This window comes from Actinosynnema sp. NPDC020468 (genome assembly GCF_040642015.1).
Classification (GTDB): Bacteria; Actinomycetota; Actinomycetes; order Mycobacteriales; family Pseudonocardiaceae; genus Actinosynnema.
Window position 1 is genome coordinate 25065 of record NZ_JBFAEO010000032.1, and the last position, 19260, is coordinate 44324.

Below are 19260 nucleotides of genomic sequence, written 5' to 3' on the forward strand. Positions count from 1 at the left end.
TCAGGGATACCGGACGCCGGCCGCGATCCGGACGGCCCGCCACAGGATCACCACGTCCAGCGCGAGCGACCAGTCCTCCAGGTAGCGCACGTCGAGCCGCGCGATCTGCTCGCGGGTGAGGTCGGGTCGGCCGGAGATCCGGCACAGCCCGGTCAACCCGGGTTTGGCCGACAGCCGCCCGCCCTCGCCCGGCGCGAGCGACCGCGGGCCGACCAGCGACATCGAGCCGCCGAGCACGGTGACCAACAGCGGCGACTCGGCGAGACCGCACGCGCGCAGCACGCGGCCGACCCGCGTGACACCGGCGTCGGTCGCGGTGCGGAACGTCCAGGCGGAGAACTCCTTGCCGCCCTTGCCGATCCGGCGTTCCCGGACGACCACCGGGCCGCCGTCGTCCAGCGTGATCGCCAGGGCGACGAGCGCCGGCACCGGCGCGAGCACCGCCAGCGCGACGGCCGCGACGAGCTTGTCCACGCTCGTCTTCACCACCCGGCGCGCCCCGGTGAACGCGGGCCCGGCCACCCAGAGCAGGGGCAGGCCCAGCACACCGGCGACGCACAGCCGGGACCGGACGCAGTGCTCCAGGGCCGGGTCGACGACCAGTTCCGCGTCGACCTCCTCGAGCTCGGCCACCAGCAGGCGCACCCGGTGCGGCGTCCAGTACGGGTCCGGGGTGAGCGCCACGACCCCGTACCCGTCGCGCCGGACCAGGGCCACGACCTGGTCGAGCCGGCCGACCACGGGGACGTCGGACGACCCGGCCCACCCGTCGGCGGTGCACACCGCGTCCACCCGCCAGCCGAGCCGGGGCGCGCGCCGGGTGCGGCCGACGAGGTCCCGCGCCTCCCCGGCACCGCCCGCGACCAGCACCGACCGCAGGCAGCGGTCCCGGTCGCGGACCACCCACAGCGCCCGGCGCAGCAGGTACCGGACCGGGAGGGCGACCAGGGCGAACGCCGGCGCGACCGCGAACACCCACACCCGGGCGTCGGGCAGGCCGGTGGCCATCGCCGCGACGGCCGCCACCACGGCGAACCCGGTGAGGCCGCGACCCAGGCGGAGGAACTCCTCCTCGCCCTGGCCCAGCACCATGCTGTTCCACGCGCCGGCCAGCGCGAGCGCGCCGAGCAGGGCCGCCGCGGTGACCGTCCCGACCGCGAGCAGGAGCAACTGCCCGGCGGGCAGCCACCGGTCGGGCAGCACCAGCGCGGCGGTCACCACCACGGCGATCGCGCCCAGCACGTCCGAGGCGATGACGACGCCGCGGAACGTGCGCTCGCCCGTGCCGCGGGGGTGGGTGATCCGGTGCGCGAGGGCCGCGCAGCCGAAGCCCAGCGCGGTGACCAGCTTGAACAGCTTCCCGGGGCGGTCCTCGAGCACCGCCTCCAACTCCTCCACCCGGTCCGGGTAGCGGATGCCGGCCGCCCAGCGGACGACCTTCCGCGCGAGCCACGGCGACAGCTCGCCGAACTCGTTGACCACCAGGGCGAGCGCGACCGTGCCGAGGAACCCGAGCCAGCCGCTCATCGCGCGCCGCCGGGCAGGGTGTCGCCGGGCAGGGTGTCGCGGAACGCGAGGAAGCCCTCGCGCCGGGGACGGCGTTCGGCCACGAGCGCCTGCGCCCGCGCCCGACCGTCGGGCGTCAACCGGTAGTGGCGGCGGCGTGGGCGGTTCTCGCCGCTGGGCAGCTCCTCCCACGTGCCGGTGACCCAGCCCCACTCCTCCAGGCGCTCCAGGACCCCGTACACGGTGGGACCCGAGCGCTTGGTCTGCTTCATGATCGTCCAGCCGTGCGGGTCCTGGTCCTGCCGGAACGCCTCGATCAGCAGTTCCAGCACGTCCAGGAGTGGGCCGGTGACCCTCCGGGCGTCGCTCATCGGCTTATCCTACCTAGGTCGGATAAGCCCGCGCCACGGTTGCGGACGGTCCTGCCGCCTCGTCCGGTATCCCCGGCCGGACGAGGCGGTCAGGGGATCGGGGTCGACGGCGGCACGGCGAGGGGCGGCGCGGCGGACGTCACGGCCCAACGGTGGCAGAAGTCCCGTCGACGGGCACCGGATTTTCCGCTCGCCCGGCTCACGGCTCCTGGCCGCGCACCACCCGACGCAGTCGGGGCACGCGCTCGGCCAGCACGCGTTCCGCGCCGCGCGCCGTCGGCTCGTAGTAGTCCCGGCCCACCAGGTCGTCCGGCGGGTACTGCTGCGTCAGCACGCCCTCCGGCACGTCGTGCGGGTACCGGTAGCCCTGGGCGTTGCCGAGTTTCGCCGCGCCCGCGTAGTGCCCGTCGCGCAGGTGCGGCGGGATGGCGCCGATCGCGCCCTTGCGGACGTCCGCCATCGCCGCGCCGATGGCCGTGGTCACCGCGTTGGACTTCGGCGCGGTCGCCAGGTGCACCGTCGCCTGCGCCAGGTGCAGCGCGCACTCCGGCAACCCGATCAGCTGCACCGCCTGCGCCGCCGCGACCGCGGTCTGCAACGCCGTCGGGTCGGCCATGCCCACGTCCTCCGCGGCGTGGATGACCAACCGCCGGGCGATGAACCGCGGGTCCTCGCCCGCCTCGATCATGCGGGCCAGGTAGTGCAGCGCCGCGTCCACGTCCGAACCCCGGATGGACTTGATGAACGCGCTGGTCACGTCGTAGTGCTGGTCGCCCTGCCGGTCGTAGCGCACGGCCGCGCGGTCGACGGTCGCCTCCAGCGTCGGCAGGTCCAGCACGCCGTCGGACACCGCGTCGGCGGCGGCCTCCAGGGCGGTCAGGGCGCGCCGGGCGTCACCGCCGGCCAGCCGCACGAGGTGGTCCTCGGCGTCCTGCGCCACGGTGATCTTCCCGCCCAGGCCGCGCGGATCGGCCACCGCGCGGCGCACCAGGGCGCGCACGTCGTCGTCGCCCAGCGGACGCAGTTGCAGCACCAGCGAGCGGGACAGCAGCGGTGAGACGACCGAGAAGAACGGGTTCTCCGTGGTGGCGGCCACCAGCAGCACGATCCGGTCCTCGACCGCGCCGAGCAACGCGTCCTGCTGGGTTTTGGAGAACCGGTGCACCTCATCGATGAACAGCACGGTCGACTCGCCGGAGCGCACCAGTCGGCGGCGCGCCTCGTCAATGACCGCGCGGACCTCCTTGACGCCCGCGGACAACGCGCTGAGCGCGGCGAACCGGCGACCGGTGGCCTGCGAGACGAGCGTGGCGAGGGTGGTCTTGCCGGTGCCGGGCGGGCCGTAGAGCATCACGGACGCGGGTGACGAGCCCTCGACCAGCCGGCGCAGCGGCGCGCCCGGCCCGAGCAGGTGGTCCTGCCCGACGACCTCGTCCAGCGTGCGCGGGCGCATCCGGACGGCCAGCGGGGCGTTGGCCGCGATGCGGGCCGCCTTCTCCTCCGGGTCCGGTCCGAACAGGCCCTCGTCGAACACCCCTTCGTCCACGTGTTCGACTGTAGCCCGCCCGTGCAGCGCCGCTGTCCGAGCGTGCAGCGCCGGTTCCCCCGGACGCGCCGGGCGCGCGAAGGTCGTCGGCATGAGCACGCTGAGCCCGGAGCGGATCGCCCGGTACGCGCACGACGCGGGATTCCGCGGCGAGGACCTGACGATCGCGGTGGCGGTCGCGCTGGCCGAGTCGGGCGGGAACTCCCGCGCGCACAACGCCACCCCGCCGGACGACTCCTACGGGTTGTGGCAGGTGAACATGCTGGGCGCGCTGGGCCCGGAACGGCGGCGGCAGCTCGGGTTGCGCTCGGACGCCGAGCTGTTCGACCCGGCGGAGAACGCCAGGGCGGCGCACCGGATCTCCGGCGGCCGGTCGTGGACGCCGTGGTCGACCTACACCAGCGGCGCCTACCGCGCGCACCTGGCGCAGGCGCGGCGCGGGGTAACAGCTTTGGCGCACAACAAGAACCACACCCCAGGAGCGGTCGGGTTCCAGGTCGACACGGACGTGCTGCGCGACTACGCCCGGCGCACCCGGGCCGGCGCCGACGACCTGACGGCGCTCGGCCGGGGCCACGTCCGCGAGGTGCGGGAGATCGCGGACGACAGCTTCGGTCGGATCGGGCGGGAGTCCGGGTTCGCCGAGGCGCTCGACGGGTTCGGCGCGGCGCTGCGCAGGCAGGTGAAGGCGGTGGCGCACGGCACCGACGTGCTGGCCACGTCCGCGACCCGCTCGGAGCGGGCGTACCGGGAGCAGGAGCACGACCTCGCGCGGACCCTGAAGGGCTGACTCCACAGTGGACACCAGAGCACTCGCCCGGCACTTCGCCGAGAGCATGATCGGCCACCGCGACGCGTTGGCGGGCAAGGCGGAGGACGCGGTGAAGGCGCAGTACGCGCTGAACCGGGCCGCGTCCGCGCTGCACGACCGGCACGAGGAGCACCGCGCGGCCGGGAGGACCGTGCTGGAGCACTGGCGCGGCGCGCACTCCGAGGGTTTCGCGAAGCGCTCCGCCGGGCTCGGCGAGCACCTGCGGGCCACCGCCGAGGCGGCCGGCGACGCGGAGCGGGTCGTGGCGGGCGCGAGCAGCGCGTTGACCACCGGCCACACCCGCGCGGCCCGGGCCGTCGAGGAGTACCTGGGCAAGGCGCGGGCGCTGCTGGACCAGGGCGTCGGCGTCGGCTCGCAGGCCGCGCTGCTCAAGGCCGTCGCGGCGGCCGCGGACCTGGAACCGCGCTACACCAAGGAAACCGCCGACGCGCTGCGGGACGCGCGGGAGCACCTGGCGGACGCGGCACGCCGGTTGCGCGCGCTGGGGAAGGACGTCGCGCCCGACCACGTCGCCGACGCGCGGGGCGCGGTGTCACCGTCGGCGGTCAAGGCCAGGGGCAAGGCGCGGACCATCCTCTCGGCCGCGCGCAAGGAGATCGGCACCCGGGAGAACCCGCCGGGCAGCAACCGCAACCCCTACGGCCCGACCGCCGCGTGGTGCTCGTCGTTCGCCACGGCCATGTGGCGCAAGGCGGGCGTGGACATCCCGCTGCTGCCGTTCACCGGCGACGTGTTCCGCTGGGGGCGGAAGCACGGCAAGGCCTACACCTCGTTGAGCGCGGCCAAGCCGGGTGACGTGCTGCTGTTCGGCACCGGCCCGCAGAGTCCCGCGACCAGCACCCACGTCGGCATCGTGGAGAAGGTGTCGAACGGCACCGTGACCCTGATCGAGGGCAACTCCGGCGACCGCGTGCGGCGCAACACCCACCAGCTGAGCCACTCCACCTTCTACGGAGGCGTCCACCCGTGATCACCGCACACGCGCACGACCCCGACACCGGCGTCGCGGTCGAGGTCGGACCCGGCGGCGCGCTGCACGACCTGACCCTGGACGCCCGGTCGCTGCGGCTGGGCGGCGCCGGACTGGCCCGCGCGATCCTGACCCTGGTCGACACCGCCGCCTCGCGCGCGAACGCCCGGGTCGCGGGCGCGCTCGGCGACGTCGGCGCGCTCGGCCTGCGCGCGGAACCCGAGGCCGAGGACACCACACCGACCACCTGGAGGGTCTGATGCTCGGCGAACGGCTCGACGCGATCCGGCGCGAGGCGTCGGCGGAGGGCGTCACGGTGGTGGTCGACCTGCACGGCAAACCCGTGGACCTGGCGTTCGACCGCACGGCGCTGACCATGCGGCCCGACGACCTGGCGGCGCTCGTGCGCGGACTGGTCGCCCAGGCCGCGGCCGACGCGCTGGCCGAGGGCATCGCGGTGCTCACCGAAACCGTGCCGGCGCACCTGTTCGGCGCTACCAGCGAGGAGCGCCCGCCTCCTCCAGCAGTTCGGCGAGCCTCCTGGTGAGCCACCCGCCGTCGGCCGGCGACAGCCGCACCAACGGCTCACCCGACACCTGCTCCACGACCATCGCGTACCGGCCGACGTCGGTGTCGGTCCAGCTCAGCACGGGCGTCCGGCCGGCCGGGCCGGACACCGCCAGCTGACCGGCCGCCGTCCGCCCGGAGCCCGCCAGGGTGGTGATCGACCGGACCGCGCGCCCGGTGACACCCGCCTCGGTCAGCACCCGCTCCAACCCGGCGTGCCCGGACCGCGCGAAGGAGTCCATCGCGGCGGAGAACACCGCGCGCGGCAACCGCAGCTGCTCGCCCGGACCGGCCGGCGCGTCGCCGACCACCCGGGTCATCGCCCGCACCAGGTCGGTGATCGGCTCCAGCGCGATCTCCCGGTCGTTCAGCACCGCCAGCACGCCCCGACCGCCACGCTTGGCCGCCACGACCCGCCACTGCGTGGGCCGGAACACGGTGGCGTCCACCGACACGGCCGCGGTGCCGAGCAGGCCGAACAGGTCGGCGAGGTCCTCGTCCACGTCGTCGCCCCGGAACAGCCCGGCCTCGGTGAGCGAGGCGTGCACCCGGACGCCCAGCTCGTCGCGCTCGGCCTCGGTGCGGCCGTGCGACGGGACGTCCAGCGGGTACGGCGGGTCGCCCGACCCGAGGTCCTCCCAGAGGAGGTCGAACTCCAGGTGCGTCAACACGACCGTGTTGCCCGAACGGCGAGCCATGACCGCCGAAGATAGTGGGAAGCGCCGTGGCGCCGCAGGCGTTTGTCCTACGCTGCGCGACCATGGACGTGCCGAGCGGATTCCTCACCGTGCGCGCGTCGGCGGCCCGCGCGGCGCTCACCGGCAGCGCCGGCACGCCCGAGCGGATCCAGCTGCTGGTGGGCTGCCCGGTGCCGAAGTCCGCGCACCGGGTGCTCGAACCGCCGGACTGCTCGCTGCACGTGCTGCCGACGGGCGTGCTGCTGACCGTGGCGCAGGCGCGGCTCACCGTGGGGTTCGCCGAGCTGAAACCCCTGATGTTCCAGGCGGTGCCGATCGGGCCGGGGTTGCGCTCGCTGGTGTCGGCGACCGTCGCGCACGTGCTGGCCGCCTCCGCCGACCTCGACCCGCACGGTCTCGCGCACCACCTGCGCGGGTTGGCGGAACTGGTGCTGCGCAGCGCGTTGCGGGCCGAGCTGGACCGGGTGGACGCACTGGCCGCGCGCCGCCGCGAGGCGGTCGACTACCTGCGCGAGCACCTCGGCGACCCGACGCTGGGCGCCGACCGGGTGGCCGAGGCGCTGTTCATCTCGCGGCGGCGGCTCTACCAGCTGTTCGACGACGGCCAGGGCGTGGCCGAGCGGTTGAAGGCGTTGCGGGTGGAACGGGCGAAGGCGCTGCTCGCCGACCCGGCCACGGCGGGCCGCGGTATCGGCGAGATTGCCCGCGAATGCGGTTTCGTCAGCGCCGCCCACTTCTCCCGGGTGTTCCGCCAGTCGGTCGGCGCGACACCGAGCGACTACCGGGGTCGGTGAACTCCACCCCCGAGACGAACCGGCCCGCCACGCCCGCGACGTCCAACCACCCGCGCCCGCTGGGAGAGTGCAGGGTGAACACGGCCATCCGGTGGTGCTCCGGGTCGGACACCACCACCTGGAGCTGGGCGCCGGTCGGCGGGATGCGTTCCACCACGAGCACCGGGTAACCGGTCGCGGTCTGTCCTTTCGTCACCTCCGCGACGTGCGGGCCGTCGAGGTGGAGGCCGGGCTCGTGCGGGTCGACGTGCCCGTCGACCACCTTCGCGACCAGCAGCGCCGGGTCCGCGTCGGGGTGCTCGACCACCGCGAGCAACGTCGCGCCGCCGCGCGCGGCCAGGTCGGCGGCCTGCTGCGCGGACACCTCCAACCCGGGGTCCAGGGTGCCCTTGAGCCGGCGCAGCACGGCCAGCAGGTCCTCGGCCGTGTTCGAGCCGACGGGCGTGACGCCCGGTACCGGAGCGAGCCTCACCCGAGGCCCGCCGCGAACGCCGCCGCCGCGCCGCCGGAACCGTGCGGGCGCGCCTGGCCGAGCAGCACCGACGCGAGTTCGGCGGTGAGCGCGGCGAAGTCGTCCAGGGTCGCCGAGAGCGGGTGCTCCCGAGGGCCGGCGCCGAGCCGTTCGGCGACCTCGCGGGCCCGGGCGTGGTGCTCGCGCTCCAGGTCGCGCGCCTCCTCCAGCACGGCGTCGAGCCGGCCGCGCACCTCGTCGTGGTGCGCGAGGGCGGCCCGGTGCAGCTCGGCGTGCGCGGCGGTGAACGAGGCCAACCCGCCGGTGTCGTCCAGCCGGTCGACCGCGTCGGCCACCTCGCGCCGCAACCGCGCCGCCCGACCGTCCAACTCCTCCGCGCGCCGCTGGTTGCCGAGCACCGTCGTCGCCCAGTCGTCCAGCACCTCGGCGGCGGCCAGCATGGACTTCCGCACGGCCGTCACCTCCGCCACCACCGCCTCCACCCGCCCGGTGAACCCCTCCGCCGCGCCACCCGTCCAGCCGGCGGCCGTCGTGGGCACGTCCACGTCGAACCGCAGCCGACCGGTGAGCGCGGCCACCGCGCCCGCGTCACCCGGCACGGGGTCGAAGCCCAACCCCCGGTAGTCAGTCATGGTCGAGCCGGTCCGCCTCGCGGTAGGTCTCCGCCACCGAGCGCAGCGACTCGGCCAGGTCGGCCAGCTCCCGCGTCGGCAGCCGGGCCCGCCACTCCGCGAGCAGCGCCGTGACGGCGTCGGCGACCGGCGGCGGACCGAGCGCGCCCGGCGGCGCGGCCAACCCGGCCGCCACCCCGCCCAACTCCTCGGCGGACTCGGCCAACCGCCCCGCGAGGGCGGTCACCGCGTCCGGGTCGACCCGGTACCCGCTCACTCGCCCAGCACCGGCGGGAACGCGGCCGGCATGTCGTCGAAGAAGTCCAACCCCTTCTCGTACTTGTTGCGGTGCTCCCGGTCCTCCTCGCCGCGCGCGCCGGACGCCGGCGGCACCATGCCGTACCCCGGCTGACCACCGACGGGAGGCAACGCGAACCCGGACCGACCCGCACCGGCCGACGCCGCCGTGCCCAGCACCCCGGAGGCCGATCCCGGCGCCAACGGCGTGACACCCGCCGACCCTCGCGGCCCGAACCCCGTGCCGACGTGACCACCGGTGGGCCCGAACCCGCCCGGCACACCCGTCGTCGTCCCCGTCGGCCCGAACCCGCCACCCGTCGAGTGCGCGGCCGGCGGGTCGACCACCGACGACACCGTCGTGGTGCCCGTCGGCACGGGCCAGTCCCCGGACCCGCCCGACCCGGGCGGGTCGAACGGCGGAACGGGCGGAACGGGCGGAACCGGCGGCGTCGGAGGCACCGGCGGAACAGGCGGCACCGGCGGAACGGGAGGAACGGGGGGAACCGGCGGCACGGGGTCGATCACCCGCACCGGCCCCGATCCCCCACCCGCACCCGGATCGGCGGGCAACGCGGACCCGGCGGGCGCGGCGTCGAACGTCGGCAACCGGCGGGACAGGTGGTGGCTCGCGTCCTCGTACTGCTCCATCACCCGGATCGCGCCCCGCTTGGCGTCCTTGGCCTCCTGGAACGACGGCAGGTGGTCGTCCAGCATCTGGTCGATCAGGTACCCGCCGTTGGGGCCGGGCAGCGTGGTGATGTCGTGCCCCTCCCGCGCCCAGCGCTCCGCGAACGGGTGCACCGGCACGGGCATCCGCGTCGACGCCTCCCGCACCACCGCGGCGTAGTCGTCCAACCCCGACCCCACCTGGTAGGCCCGCTCGGAGGAGTCGGCGGCCCACTGGTTGAGCCGGGTCGCCGCACCGGCCGCGCCGACCGCCGACGCACCCTGCCAGGACAGCGCCAACCGCTGCACGGTCTGCCGCGCCCGCTCGGTCACCTCGTCCACCTCCCGCGCGAGCTGCTTCCACGCGGTCGCCCTGCCGTTCATCAGGTTCTGGTCGGCGGACTTGACCATGTCCCACATCTCGCGGTGCTCGTACGCCTCCCACCGGATCTTCCCGAACGACCCGGCCTGGTTGTTCTCCCGCTTCTGCTCCCGGTGGACGGCGTCGCGCGCCCGCTGCGCGTCCGACGGCTTGTGGGTGGCCGACCAGTACCCGCTCACTTGGCCCCCATCGCACGCGCCGCCTCGGCGTCCTGCTGCCGGTGAGTGCGCCCGACCTCGTGCATCGCGGCGCGCAACGACTCCAACTCGGCCAGGTAGGACTTCAACGCGGCCCGCACCCCGCCGCCGACGTCGTCCGCCCGCAACCCGAACGCCTGCCGCATCTGCCGCGAGACGGGCCCCTTCCCGTCACCCAGCGGCCCTTCCAACTCCGCGGCCCGGTCCAGGAGCTCGGACAGGACGTCACGCGCCTTGTCCAGGTCGCCCTCGGTCCTGGCCAACTCGTCGTAGTCCATCGCGATCCGGTCGCCCGCCTCGGCCACGATCGGCGCGGCGCCCACCCCGGTCGGCGCGGCCACGTGCGTCCGCACGGGTGTCGCCGGCTTGGGCAGTGCCCGCAACTCGTCCCGCAACCGCCTGGCGTCCTCGATGCCCCTCACGCGCTGCATGGCGCCCATGGTGGTGCGTCGACGGCCGCCCGGTCCAGTCGGCTGCACGCCCGGAGCAACACCCCTGCCCACCTGGACAAGAGCCGTGCTCCGCTCACCTTTGCCGCGCCGTCGACCGGACTCAGTCGAGCCGGAACCCGAACGGCAGCTCCAACCGGTGCCGGGCCAGCAACGCGGTGTCGGCCAGGATCTCCCGCGTCGGCCCGTCGGCGACCACCACGCCACCGTCGACCAGCACGCTGCGCGGGCAGAGCTGGAGCGCGTAGGGCAGGTCGTGCGTGACCATGAGCATCGTCCGGTCCAACCCGAGCAGCACCTCGGCCAACTCCCGCCGGGCCACCGGCTCCAGGTTGGCCGACGGCTCGTCCAGCACCAGCAACTCGGGGTCGCACGCCAGCACGGTCGCCAACGCGACCCGCCTCCGCTGCCCGCCGGACAGGTGCAGCGGCGACCGGTCGCCGAACCCGCGCATGCCCACCGCGTCCAACGCCTGGTCGACCCGCCGCTCCAACTCCGCGCCGCGCAACCCGAAGTTCGCCGGCCCGAACGCCACGTCCGCCCGCGCGGTCGGCAGGAACAGCTGGTCGTCGGGATCCTGGAACACCACCCCGACCCGCCGCCGGATCTCCCGCAGGTTCTCCTTCACCACGGGCAACCCGGCCACCTCGACCCGGCCGCTGCCACCGCCGAGCACCCCGTTGAGGTGCAGCACGAACGTCGTCTTCCCGGCACCGTTGGGCCCGAGCACCGCCACCCGCTCACCGCGCTCGACCCGCAGGTCGACGCCGTAGAGCGCCTGGTGCCCGTCGGGGTAGGCGTAGGCCAGCCGCTCGACCAGCAGCGCGGGTTCGTCGGTGGACACCCGCACAGCCTCCACCACGCCACCGGCCCGACCCTCGTCGGGCATCCGCCCGGACCAGCCGCGCGACACCATCGCCAGGTGCACCCGCTCGCCGCGCTCGTAGGACCGGATGAACAGACTGCCCACCCCGCGCGCGGTGGCGCCCAACTGCCACAGGAACCGGGGGTCGTCCCCCCGCGAAATCCGCGCCACCCGCATCCGCCGAGCCTCGCCGACCACCACTTCGGCATACCGGAGCATGAGCGTCGCGATCGTGACCAGCACCGCCGGCATCCGCAGCCGCTGCAACCCCAGCAGCAACTCCTGCGGCGCCGTGGTGGCCGCCAGGGTCAACGAGACGAGCACCCCCAGCGTCCCCTTGGCCAGGATGTTCCACCCCGCCAACGCCCCGCCGACCGACACCGACACCCCGAGCACGTCGACCCGCTCGCCGGACCCGGTGAACGGCAGCACGAGCGCCAACACCACGAACGGCACCTCGATCAACGCCCGCGCCAACACCCACCCCACCGGCACCCGGGCGACCCACCAGACCGCCCCGACCAGCAGCAGGTACACCCCGAACGCCCAGTACGCCTCACGCGGCGTGGCGACCACGCACAACACGGCCACCACCGCCGCGACGATCTTGACCTGCGGCGCCATCCGGTGCACCACCGAGTCCCCGGCCCGGTGCAGGAACCCGTGCGCGCCGCTCACGCCTTGGGCGCGCGCTTGCGCAACAACCAGAACAGCCCGCCACCGAGCAACAGCACCACGACCACCCCGACCACACCCGCCACCCCGGTGAGCCGATCGTCCCCACCGACCGCGTAATCCGCGAACGGTCCCCCGCCCAACGGGTGCTCCTGGGCGTGCGCGGCGATCCCCTTGTCCTCGGTGACCCAGTCCAACCCGTCCGGATCACCACTGGCGAGATAGGACACGACCCCGGCCAACACCAGGCTGACCAGGGCAAACCCCACGAAGAACCGCTTCACGACCTCAACTCCAACTTCCGGGGAACCCCGCGCAACAGGTGGACGAGATCAGGCCGAACCGCCGCCACCGCCGTCACGGTGACCGCCGTGATGACCCCTTCCCCGATCCCGATCAACACGTGCACCCCCAAAATCGCCGCCGCGACCGTCCCGAACCCGACGCCCCCCTGCCCACCGATGGCGTACTCGAGGACGAACCCGAACGACGCCAACACGGTGTTGACCAGCGCGGACACGAAGGCGGCAGCCGCCAACCCACCCTTGCCCCGCACCGCGAGCCGCCGAAGCGCAACCGCCGTGAGATACCCGACCGCAGTCCCGATGAGCGCCATGTTGGTGACGTTCGCCCCGAGCGCGGTCACCCCACCGTCGGCGAAGAAGAGCGACTGCACCACCAACACGATGGTCACGCACAACGCCCCGACCCACGGCCCGACCAAGATCGCCGCCAAGGCCCCGCCCAACAAATGCCCACTAACCCCCGGCAACACCGGAAAGTTGAGCATCTGAGTGGCGAACACGAACGCCGCCACCAACCCGGCCATGGGCGCGGTGCGATCGTCAAGGTCCCCCCGAGCCTTGGCCAACGCAACCCCGACCCCGACAACCGCAACACCGACGAACAGGAGCGACGTAGGCGCGTTCAACAGCCCGTCACTCATGTGCATAGCCACCGGTTCGACCACACCCAGCACGCTAGTTGCCACTCCCCAGCTATGGCCAGCACAGTGCAACAACAACCAGGAGTAATCCCCGCGACCTACATCACCCGGAAGCCCGACCCCCACCCACACCAAGCAGCCACGGTCCGCACCCAAACGCCACGGTCGCGCCCGACCAGCAAGGGGCCTCGTGTTCTCCCCGTATGGCCTGGGCGCAGCCCAACCGCATGTGTCAAGGGGGCACATCACGCACGACCGTCACCCGAAAAACGATCTGCCCCCTTGACGCATGTGGTTGCCTCCGGCAGGCCATACGGGGAGAACACGACGCCCTAACCCCCGGAGGCGCTGCCCGTCCGGCGAGGACGCTCTTAATCCCTAAACAGCACCCCACACCCCACCGCCACCCACCCACACCCCACCCACACCCCACCGTCACACCAACGGGTGATCCCCACCCCCACCCCAGGCGAACCCCGAACAACCCGAGTAAGGAGAACCCACAAGCCCCAACCCACCGGAGCCCCCCATGATGATCCGCGCACTCATCGCCACCACAGCCGTCACCTCCGGCCTACTCCTCACCGCAGGAGCAGCCTCCGCAACCCCGGCCCAATGCGTCAGCTACCTGGCCTCGGAGGGCTACATAGCCCCCCAGGAAGAAATCCTCGACGCCTGCGGAGACGCCCCCTTCGACCGCTGGTTCTGCACCGACCTCCTAGGAGGAGGCGGCATCCCCTACGCCATCGCCACAGAGGCCTGCCGAATCGGCGAACTCTGAGCCCCCACCCTCCCCACACACTCCCGCCCGCACCCCTTCCCACACACCGAGGGAGCACGGCAACCCTTTAGGATCCGAGTGCGATGACACTCACCAGCCGGCTCCCCGCCCCCTCCACCCCAGCCACAGCCCCGGACCCCGACGTCCTCTACGACACCTTCGCCGCGTGGGCGCAGGAACGGGGCCTGGAGCTGTACCCGGCCCAGCAGGAGGCGCTGATCGAGATCGTCTCCGGCTCGAACGTCATCCTCAGCACCCCCACCGGCTCCGGCAAGAGCCTGGTCGCCATCGGCGCCCACTTCGCCGCCATGGCCGAGGGCAAGAAGACCTACTACACGGCCCCGATCAAGGCCCTGGTGTCGGAGAAGTTCTTCGCCCTGATCGACACGTTCGGCGCGGAGAACGTCGGCATGATGACCGGCGACGCGAGCGTCAACGAGTCCGCGCCGATCATCTGCTGCACCGCCGAGATCCTGGCGAACATCGCCCTGCGCGACGGCACGACGGCGGACGTCGGCCAGGTCGTGATGGACGAGTTCCACTTCTACTCCGAGCCGGACCGCGGCTGGGCGTGGCAGGTGCCGCTGATCGAACTGCCGCAGGCGCAGTTCCTGCTGATGTCCGCGACCCTGGGCGACGTCGCGTTCTTCGAGAAGGACCTGACCCGCCGCACCGGCCGCACGACCACCACGGTCCGCTCGGCCCAGCGCCCGGTGCCGCTGAACTTCCAGTACGTCCTCACCCCGCTGCACGAGACGATCGAGGAGCTCCTGCACGGCCGCGAGGCGCCGATCTACGTCGTGCACTTCACCCAGGCCAGCGCCCTGGAGCGGGCCCAGTCGCTGATGAGCGTCAACGTGGCCACCCGCGCCGAGAAGGACGCGATCGCGGCCATGATCGGCCGGTTCCGCTTCACCTCGGGGTTCGGCAAAACCCTGTCCCGCCTGGTCCGGCACGGCATCGGCGTGCACCACGCGGGCATGCTGCCCAAGTACCGCCGGCTGGTCGAGCAGCTCGCCCAGGCCGGTCTGCTCAAGGTCATCTGCGGCACCGACACGCTGGGTGTCGGCATCAACGTGCCGATCCGCACGGTCGTGTTCACCGCGCTGTCCAAGTACGACGGCCAGCGCACCCGCCACCTCAAGGCCCGGGAGTTCCACCAGATCGCGGGCCGCGCCGGACGGGCCGGCTACGACACCATGGGCACCGTCGTCGTGCAGGCGCCGGACCACGTGGTGGAGAACGAGAAGGCGCTGGCGAAGGCGGGCGACGACCCGAAGAAGCGCCGCAAGGTGGTGCGCAAGAAGGCCCCCGAGGGCTTCGTGTCGTGGAGCGACCAGACCTTCGAGCGGCTCAAGAACGCCGAGCCGGAGGCGCTGACGTCGAGCTTCCAGGTCAGCCACGCCATGCTGCTCAACGTGATCGGCCGCCCGGGCGACGCGTTCGCCGCGATGCGGCACCTGCTGGAGGACAACCACGAGGACCGGCCCGCGCAGCGCAGGCACATCCTGCGCGCGATCCAGATGTACCGGGGTCTGCTCGCGGCGGGCGTGGTGGAGCGGCAGGGCGGCGAGATCCGGCTGACCGTCGACCTCCAGGTGAACTTCGCGCTCAACCAGCCGCTGTCGCCGTTCGCGCTGGCCGCGCTGGAACTGCTGGACCGCGAGTCGCCGACCTACGCGCTCGACGCGCTCTCGGTCGTGGAGTCCATTCTGGACGATCCGCGCCAGGTGCTGTCCGCGCAGGAGCACAAGGCGCGCGGCGAGGCCATCGGCGCGATGAAGTCCGAGGGCATCGAGTACGACCAGCGGATGGAACTGCTCGAGCAGGTCACCTACCCGAAGCCGCTCGCCGAGCTCCTCGAGGCCGCGTTCCTGACCTACCGGCGCGGGCACCCGTGGGTCGCCGACCACCACCTGTCGCCGAAGTCCGTGGTGCGGGACATGTTCGAGCGCGCGATGACGTTCACCGAGTTCGTGTCGCACTACCAGCTGGCCCGGTCCGAGGGACTGGTGCTGCGGTACCTGGCCGACGCGTACAAGGCGTTGCGGCAGACCGTTCCCGAGGACGCGAAGACCGAGGAGCTGAGCGATCTCCAGGAGTGGCTGGGCGAACTCGTGCGCCAGGTCGACTCGAGCCTGCTGGACGAGTGGGAGAAGCTGCGCAACCCGGGCGAGGAGGAGCTGGTCGACACCGCTCCCCCGGCCGTCACCCGCAACCTGCGCGCGTTCCGGGTGCTGGTGCGCAACGCGCTGTTCCGCCGCGTCGAGCTCGCCGCCCGGCGCAACTACTACGAACTGGGTCAGCTCGACGGCGACGCCGGGTGGACCTCGGAGGACTGGCAGGAGGCCCTCGACCCGTACTTCGAGGAGCACGACGCCATCGGCATGGGTCCGGACGCGCGCGGCCCGGCGCTGCTGACGATCACCGAGGAACCCGAGCGCTGGCTGGTGCGGCAGGTGTTCGACGACCCGGAGAAGGACCACGACTGGGGCTTCACCGCCGAGGTCGACCTCGGCGGATCGGACGAGTCCGGCGCCGCCGTCCTGCGGATCACCGAAGTGGGCCTCGTCTAGCCCCCTTCGGGGCCATCCGGTGGTACTGCCGCGCCGGCGGGGACACCAGCATGACCGAGTCGGAACGGAGCGGAGGCGATCGACCCTGTCGGAGGACGAGTTCGGTGTGCTAGGACCCCTGGCGGTCCGCCGGGGCGGCCGAACCGTCCCGATCACCGCCGCCAAGCACCGCATCGTCCTCGCCACCCTCCTGCTCGGCGCCAACCGCTCGGTGCCGGCGGGTGACCTGATCCGCCGGGTGTGGGGCGAGGTCGCGCCGGACCGCGCCGCGCAAACCCTGCCGGTGTACGTGATGCGGCTGCGCCGGGCGCTCGGCGAGCCGCAGCTGATCCGCACCACGCCCACCGGCTACCGGATCGACCTGCCGCCGGGCGCGCTGGACCTCGACCGGTTCACCGACCTCGCGGAGCGGGGCGCGGCGGCGGCCGGCGACGAGGACTTCCCGGGCGCGGCGGCGTTGTACGAGCGGGCGCTGGAGCACTGGCGCGGCACGGCGCTGGCCGACGTGCCCTCGGCGTCGCTGCACGAGATCGAGGCGCCGCACCTGGCCGAGCAGCGGCTGCGGGTGATCTCCGAGCTGGTGGACGTGAAGCTGCGGCTGGGCCGGTGCGACGAGGTGATCGCGGACCTGCGCCGGCTGACCGCGCAGCACCCGTTGCGCGAGCAGTTCTGGTCGCAGCTGATGGTCGCGCTGTACCGGGTGGACCGGCAGGCCGACGCGCTCGACGCGTACCGGCAGGCGTCCACCGCGCTGGCCCGCGAGCTGGGCGTCGACCCGAGCGACGGGCTGCGCTCGGTGCACCACGCGATCCTGACCGGCGACCCCGGGCTGCACCAGCCGGCCGCGTCGACGTGGACGCCGGTGTCCCAGCTCCCCGCGCCGGTGGGCAACTTCGTCGGCCGGGGCGCCGAGCTGACCCGGGTGACCGGGTTGCTGGCGCGGGCGGCGGCGACCGTGGTGGTGTGCGGGCCGCCGGGCGTGGGCAAGACGGCGTTCGCGATCTCGGTCGGGCACGCGGTGCGCGAGCGCTACCCCGACGGTCAGCTGTACGTGAACCTGCGCGGCCACTCGACGTCGCCGCCGCTGTCCACGTCGGCGGTGCTGGCGCGGTTCCTGCGGGCGATGGGCGTGCGGGCCGACCACATCCCGGTGGACGAGGCCGAGCTGGTGCGCGGGTACCGGGCGCGGCTGCGCGGCCGGCGGGTGCTGATCACGTTGGACAACGCGGCGTCGGTGGACCAGGTCGTGCCGCTGCTGCCCGGCGAGCCGGGGTGCTCGGTGGTGGTGACGAGCCGCAACGAGCTGCGCGGCCCGCTGCGGGCGACCGTGGTGCGGCTGGACGTGCTGCGGGGTGACGAGGCGTGGAAGCTGCTGGCCCGGTCGCTCGGTCCGGAGGCGGCTGCGGCGCAGTTCGAGGTGATCAGCGAGCTGGCCCGGTTGTGCGGGTACCTGCCGCTGGCGCTGCGGATCGCGCTGGGCAACCTGGTGGGTTCGCCGCACGCGGACGTGGCGTCCTACGTGGAGGAGCTGCGGGCGGGCGACCGGTTGACGGCGCTGGCCGTGGACAACGACGACACGGCGGCGGTGCGGCGGGCGTTCGACCTGTCCTACGCGGCGCTGCCGGCGGACGCGGCCCGGTTGTTCCGGTTGGTGGGTCTGGTGCCGGGTCCGGATTTCAGCGCGGCGGGCGCGGCGGCGTTGCTGGGCGGGACCGAGGCGAGGGCCCGGGCGCTGCTGGAGGACCTGGCGACGGCGCACCTCGTGCAGCGGGTGGGCGGTGACCGGTTCGCGTTGCACGACCTGCTGCACGACTACGCGGCGGACCGGGCGGCGGCCGCGGGCGACGACGTCGGCGGTGCACGGGAGCGGTTGTTCTCCTGGTACCTGCGGACCGCGGTCGAGGTCGGCGACGTGCTGTACCCGGAGTTGCGGCCGGCGGCGACCGTGCCGGTGCTGGACGAGGACGCGGCGCGGGCGTGGTTGGAGGTGGAGCGCGCGGCGGTGCTGGCGGCCACCGAGCACTGCGCCCGCTACGGCCCGCTGCCGCCGGCGTGGCAGTTGATCGACGCGGTGAGCGGGTACTTCGGGTCGCACGGTCACCACGTCGAGTTCCTGCACGCGATCGACGCGGCGCTGGGCGCGGCGCGGGCGTGCGGTGACGGCGCGGCGGAGACGGCGATGCTGGTGTGGTTGGCGGCCGAGCACCGGAACCTGGGGAACCTGCGGGTGGCGCAGCGGTACCTGAGCGAGGCGCGGCCGTCGGGTGACGTGGTGTGGCTGCACTCCGGGCTGGCCGGGGTGGTCGACCTCGAGCTGGGCGAGTTCGGCCTGGCCGCGGCGGCGTTCGACCGGTTGATGGCGCTGAGCACGTCGGCGTCGGCAGCTCCGCACGTGCGGATCGGCGGGTTGGCGGGGTTGGGCGCGCTGAACCTGATGCGCGGCGCGGTGGGCGCGGCGATCGCGCAGTTGGAGGAGGGGTTGTCGCTGGCGCGGGCGGCGTCGGGGGCGAACCTGGAGGCGACGTGCGCCAACCTGCTGGGGCGGTGCCTGACGATGACGGGTGACTATTCCGGTGCTGTAGAACATTTCCGGCACGCGCTGGCGTCGTGGTACCGGACCGGGGCGCGGCACGCGCGAGCGGAGGCGATGGCGCACCTGTCGACGGCGTTGTGCCTGGGCGGTGAGCACGCGGAGGCGCTGCGGTCGGCGCAACGCGCGCTGGCCCTGGTGCAGGAGCTGGGCGGGTCGCCGCGCATCGAGTCGGAGGTGCACAACGCGCTGGGCCTGGTGCTGCGCCACCTGTCCAAACCGAACCGAGCCACCGCCGCCCACCGCCGAGCCCTGGAACTCTCCCTCGACTGCGACTACCGCTACGGCGTCACGAACTCCCACCTGCACCTCTCCACCGCCCTGACCGCCGACGGCCGCCGCGCCGACGCCCTCCGCCACGCCAGAATCGGCAAGGACCTGGCCCTGCGAGCAGGCTTCGGCGGTTTCGAGCAACGGGCCGACCAACTCCTGGCCGCCCTACTCGACGCGCCCTCGTAGCACCTTG

General features: G+C 73.6%; 20 protein-coding genes and 1 pseudogene. 8 read left to right on the forward strand and 13 right to left on the reverse strand.

Annotated features, from left to right (window positions below; translation table 11 throughout):
• The 3 genes from AB0G50_RS22650 to AB0G50_RS22660 form a co-directional block, all read right to left on the reverse strand.
• Window positions 1-1527 carry a sugar transferase gene (locus AB0G50_RS22650; protein ID WP_360111849.1) on the reverse strand — a complete coding sequence of 509 codons (1527 nt, stop codon included), beginning with the start codon at window positions 1525-1527 and terminating at the stop codon, window positions 1-3.
• On the reverse strand, window positions 1524-1877 hold the full coding sequence (locus tag AB0G50_RS22655; RefSeq protein ID WP_360111851.1) for a PadR family transcriptional regulator: 354 nt from the start codon (window positions 1875-1877) through the stop codon (window positions 1524-1526). Before AB0G50_RS22655 ends, AB0G50_RS22650 begins: the two co-directional genes overlap by 4 nt.
• Before the next feature lie 199 nt (window positions 1878-2076).
• Window positions 2077-3396 (reverse strand): replication-associated recombination protein A, encoded by a 1320-nt coding sequence (locus AB0G50_RS22660; RefSeq protein WP_360111958.1) that lies wholly within the window; start codon window positions 3394-3396, stop codon window positions 2077-2079.
• 118 nt (window positions 3397-3514) lie between these two features.
• Here AB0G50_RS22660 and AB0G50_RS22665 point away from each other — a divergent pair, with 118 nt between their 5' ends.
• From AB0G50_RS22665 to AB0G50_RS22680, 4 genes are read left to right on the forward strand one after another with little or no spacing between them, the layout of a single operon-like run.
• Window positions 3515-4213, forward strand: a complete 699-nt coding sequence (locus AB0G50_RS22665) for a transglycosylase SLT domain-containing protein (RefSeq protein WP_360111853.1) — start codon at window positions 3515-3517, stop codon at window positions 4211-4213.
• Window positions 4214-4220: 7 nt separating this feature from the next.
• Window positions 4221-5225, forward strand: a complete 1005-nt coding sequence (locus AB0G50_RS22670; RefSeq protein WP_360111855.1) for a CHAP domain-containing protein — start codon at window positions 4221-4223, stop codon at window positions 5223-5225.
• Window positions 5222-5485, forward strand: a complete 264-nt coding sequence (locus tag AB0G50_RS22675) for a YbaB/EbfC family DNA-binding protein (protein ID WP_360111857.1) — start codon at window positions 5222-5224, stop codon at window positions 5483-5485. The genes AB0G50_RS22670 and AB0G50_RS22675 overlap by 4 nt, the downstream gene beginning before the upstream one ends.
• Window positions 5485-5772, forward strand: coding sequence for a hypothetical protein (locus AB0G50_RS22680; RefSeq protein WP_360111859.1), 288 nt, complete (start codon window positions 5485-5487; stop codon window positions 5770-5772). Before AB0G50_RS22675 ends, AB0G50_RS22680 begins: the two co-directional genes overlap by 1 nt.
• Here AB0G50_RS22680 and AB0G50_RS22685 read toward each other — a convergent pair.
• Complete coding sequence (locus tag AB0G50_RS22685; protein WP_360111861.1) at window positions 5720-6490, reverse strand: ESX secretion-associated protein EspG; 771 nt, start codon at window positions 6488-6490, stop codon at window positions 5720-5722. The genes AB0G50_RS22680 and AB0G50_RS22685 overlap by 53 nt on opposite strands.
• A gap of 62 nt (window positions 6491-6552) precedes the next feature.
• Here AB0G50_RS22685 and AB0G50_RS22690 point away from each other — a divergent pair, with 62 nt between their 5' ends.
• Window positions 6553-7284, forward strand: a complete 732-nt coding sequence (locus AB0G50_RS22690) for a helix-turn-helix transcriptional regulator (protein ID WP_360111863.1) — start codon at window positions 6553-6555, stop codon at window positions 7282-7284.
• On the opposite strand, the gene AB0G50_RS22695 is transcribed toward AB0G50_RS22690, so the two are convergent.
• The 9 genes and pseudogenes from AB0G50_RS22695 to AB0G50_RS22735 form a co-directional block, all read right to left on the reverse strand.
• Window positions 7211-7756 (reverse strand): hypothetical protein, encoded by a 546-nt coding sequence (locus AB0G50_RS22695; RefSeq protein WP_360111865.1) that lies wholly within the window; start codon window positions 7754-7756, stop codon window positions 7211-7213. The two genes, AB0G50_RS22690 and AB0G50_RS22695, sit on opposite strands and share 74 nt — an antisense overlap.
• A complete protein-coding gene (locus tag AB0G50_RS22700) occupies window positions 7753-8388 on the reverse strand; it encodes a hypothetical protein (protein ID WP_360111867.1) in 636 nt (211 codons plus the stop codon). Before AB0G50_RS22700 ends, AB0G50_RS22695 begins: the two co-directional genes overlap by 4 nt.
• Entirely contained in the window at window positions 8381-8644 is a 264-nt protein-coding gene (locus AB0G50_RS22705; RefSeq protein ID WP_360111869.1) for a hypothetical protein, read from the reverse strand. The genes AB0G50_RS22700 and AB0G50_RS22705 overlap by 8 nt, the downstream gene beginning before the upstream one ends.
• Complete coding sequence (locus tag AB0G50_RS22710; RefSeq protein ID WP_360111871.1) at window positions 8641-9894, reverse strand: PPE domain-containing protein; 1254 nt, start codon at window positions 9892-9894, stop codon at window positions 8641-8643. The genes AB0G50_RS22705 and AB0G50_RS22710 overlap by 4 nt, the downstream gene beginning before the upstream one ends.
• A complete protein-coding gene (locus AB0G50_RS22715; RefSeq protein ID WP_360111873.1) occupies window positions 9891-10343 on the reverse strand; it encodes a hypothetical protein in 453 nt (150 codons plus the stop codon). The genes AB0G50_RS22710 and AB0G50_RS22715 overlap by 4 nt, the downstream gene beginning before the upstream one ends.
• A 121-nt stretch (window positions 10344-10464) precedes the next feature.
• Entirely contained in the window at window positions 10465-11250 is a 786-nt protein-coding gene (locus AB0G50_RS22720; RefSeq protein WP_360111960.1) for an ABC transporter ATP-binding protein, read from the reverse strand.
• 12 nt (window positions 11251-11262) lie between these two features.
• Window positions 11263-11904 (reverse strand): annotated as a pseudogene (gene cbiQ / locus AB0G50_RS22725) (cobalt ECF transporter T component CbiQ); the annotation flags it as partial.
• Entirely contained in the window at window positions 11901-12185 is a 285-nt protein-coding gene (locus AB0G50_RS22730) for a PDGLE domain-containing protein (RefSeq protein ID WP_360111875.1), read from the reverse strand. The gene AB0G50_RS22730 and the pseudogene cbiQ, both read right to left, overlap by 4 nt.
• Window positions 12182-12871, reverse strand: a complete 690-nt coding sequence (locus AB0G50_RS22735) for an energy-coupling factor ABC transporter permease (RefSeq protein WP_360111877.1) — start codon at window positions 12869-12871, stop codon at window positions 12182-12184. Before AB0G50_RS22735 ends, AB0G50_RS22730 begins: the two co-directional genes overlap by 4 nt.
• A 505-nt stretch (window positions 12872-13376) precedes the next feature.
• Between AB0G50_RS22735 and AB0G50_RS22740 the strand changes: the two genes are divergently transcribed.
• The 3 genes from AB0G50_RS22740 to AB0G50_RS22750 all read left to right on the forward strand — a co-directional run bounded on the left by AB0G50_RS22740 (window position 13377) and on the right by AB0G50_RS22750 (window position 19253).
• The gene (locus AB0G50_RS22740; RefSeq protein ID WP_360111879.1) at window positions 13377-13628 is read left to right on the forward strand and encodes a hypothetical protein; all 252 of its coding nucleotides are present in this window, start codon (window positions 13377-13379) and stop codon (window positions 13626-13628) included.
• Window positions 13629-13711: 83 nt separating this feature from the next.
• Window positions 13712-16204 carry a DUF3516 domain-containing protein gene (locus AB0G50_RS22745; protein ID WP_360111881.1) on the forward strand — a complete coding sequence of 831 codons (2493 nt, stop codon included), beginning with the start codon at window positions 13712-13714 and terminating at the stop codon, window positions 16202-16204.
• A gap of 106 nt (window positions 16205-16310) precedes the next feature.
• On the forward strand, window positions 16311-19253 hold the full coding sequence (locus tag AB0G50_RS22750) for a BTAD domain-containing putative transcriptional regulator (RefSeq protein ID WP_360111883.1): 2943 nt from the start codon (window positions 16311-16313) through the stop codon (window positions 19251-19253).
• The last annotated feature ends 7 nt before the right edge of the window (window positions 19254-19260 follow it).

Excerpts from the sequence above, each read along its gene's own strand:
- AB0G50_RS22650 (WP_360111849.1), bottom strand. The coding sequence starts at position 1,527 with ATGAGCGGCTGGCTCGGGTTCCTCGGCACGGTCGCGCTCGCCCTGGTG.
- AB0G50_RS22655 (WP_360111851.1), bottom strand. The coding sequence starts at position 1,877 with ATGAGCGACGCCCGGAGGGTCACCGGCCCACTCCTGGACGTGCTGGAA.
- AB0G50_RS22665 (WP_360111853.1), top strand. The coding sequence starts at position 3,515 with ATGAGCACGCTGAGCCCGGAGCGGATCGCCCGGTACGCGCACGACGCG.
- AB0G50_RS22680 (WP_360111859.1), top strand. The coding sequence starts at position 5,485 with ATGCTCGGCGAACGGCTCGACGCGATCCGGCGCGAGGCGTCGGCGGAG.
- AB0G50_RS22685 (WP_360111861.1), bottom strand. The coding sequence starts at position 6,490 with ATGGCTCGCCGTTCGGGCAACACGGTCGTGTTGACGCACCTGGAGTTC.
- AB0G50_RS22690 (WP_360111863.1), top strand. The coding sequence starts at position 6,553 with ATGGACGTGCCGAGCGGATTCCTCACCGTGCGCGCGTCGGCGGCCCGC.
- AB0G50_RS22700 (WP_360111867.1), bottom strand. The coding sequence starts at position 8,388 with ATGACTGACTACCGGGGGTTGGGCTTCGACCCCGTGCCGGGTGACGCG.
- AB0G50_RS22715 (WP_360111873.1), bottom strand. The coding sequence starts at position 10,343 with ATGCAGCGCGTGAGGGGCATCGAGGACGCCAGGCGGTTGCGGGACGAG.
- AB0G50_RS22720 (WP_360111960.1), bottom strand. The coding sequence starts at position 11,250 with ATGCCCGACGAGGGTCGGGCCGGTGGCGTGGTGGAGGCTGTGCGGGTG.
- AB0G50_RS22740 (WP_360111879.1), top strand. The coding sequence starts at position 13,377 with ATGATGATCCGCGCACTCATCGCCACCACAGCCGTCACCTCCGGCCTA.
- AB0G50_RS22745 (WP_360111881.1), top strand. The coding sequence starts at position 13,712 with ATGACACTCACCAGCCGGCTCCCCGCCCCCTCCACCCCAGCCACAGCC.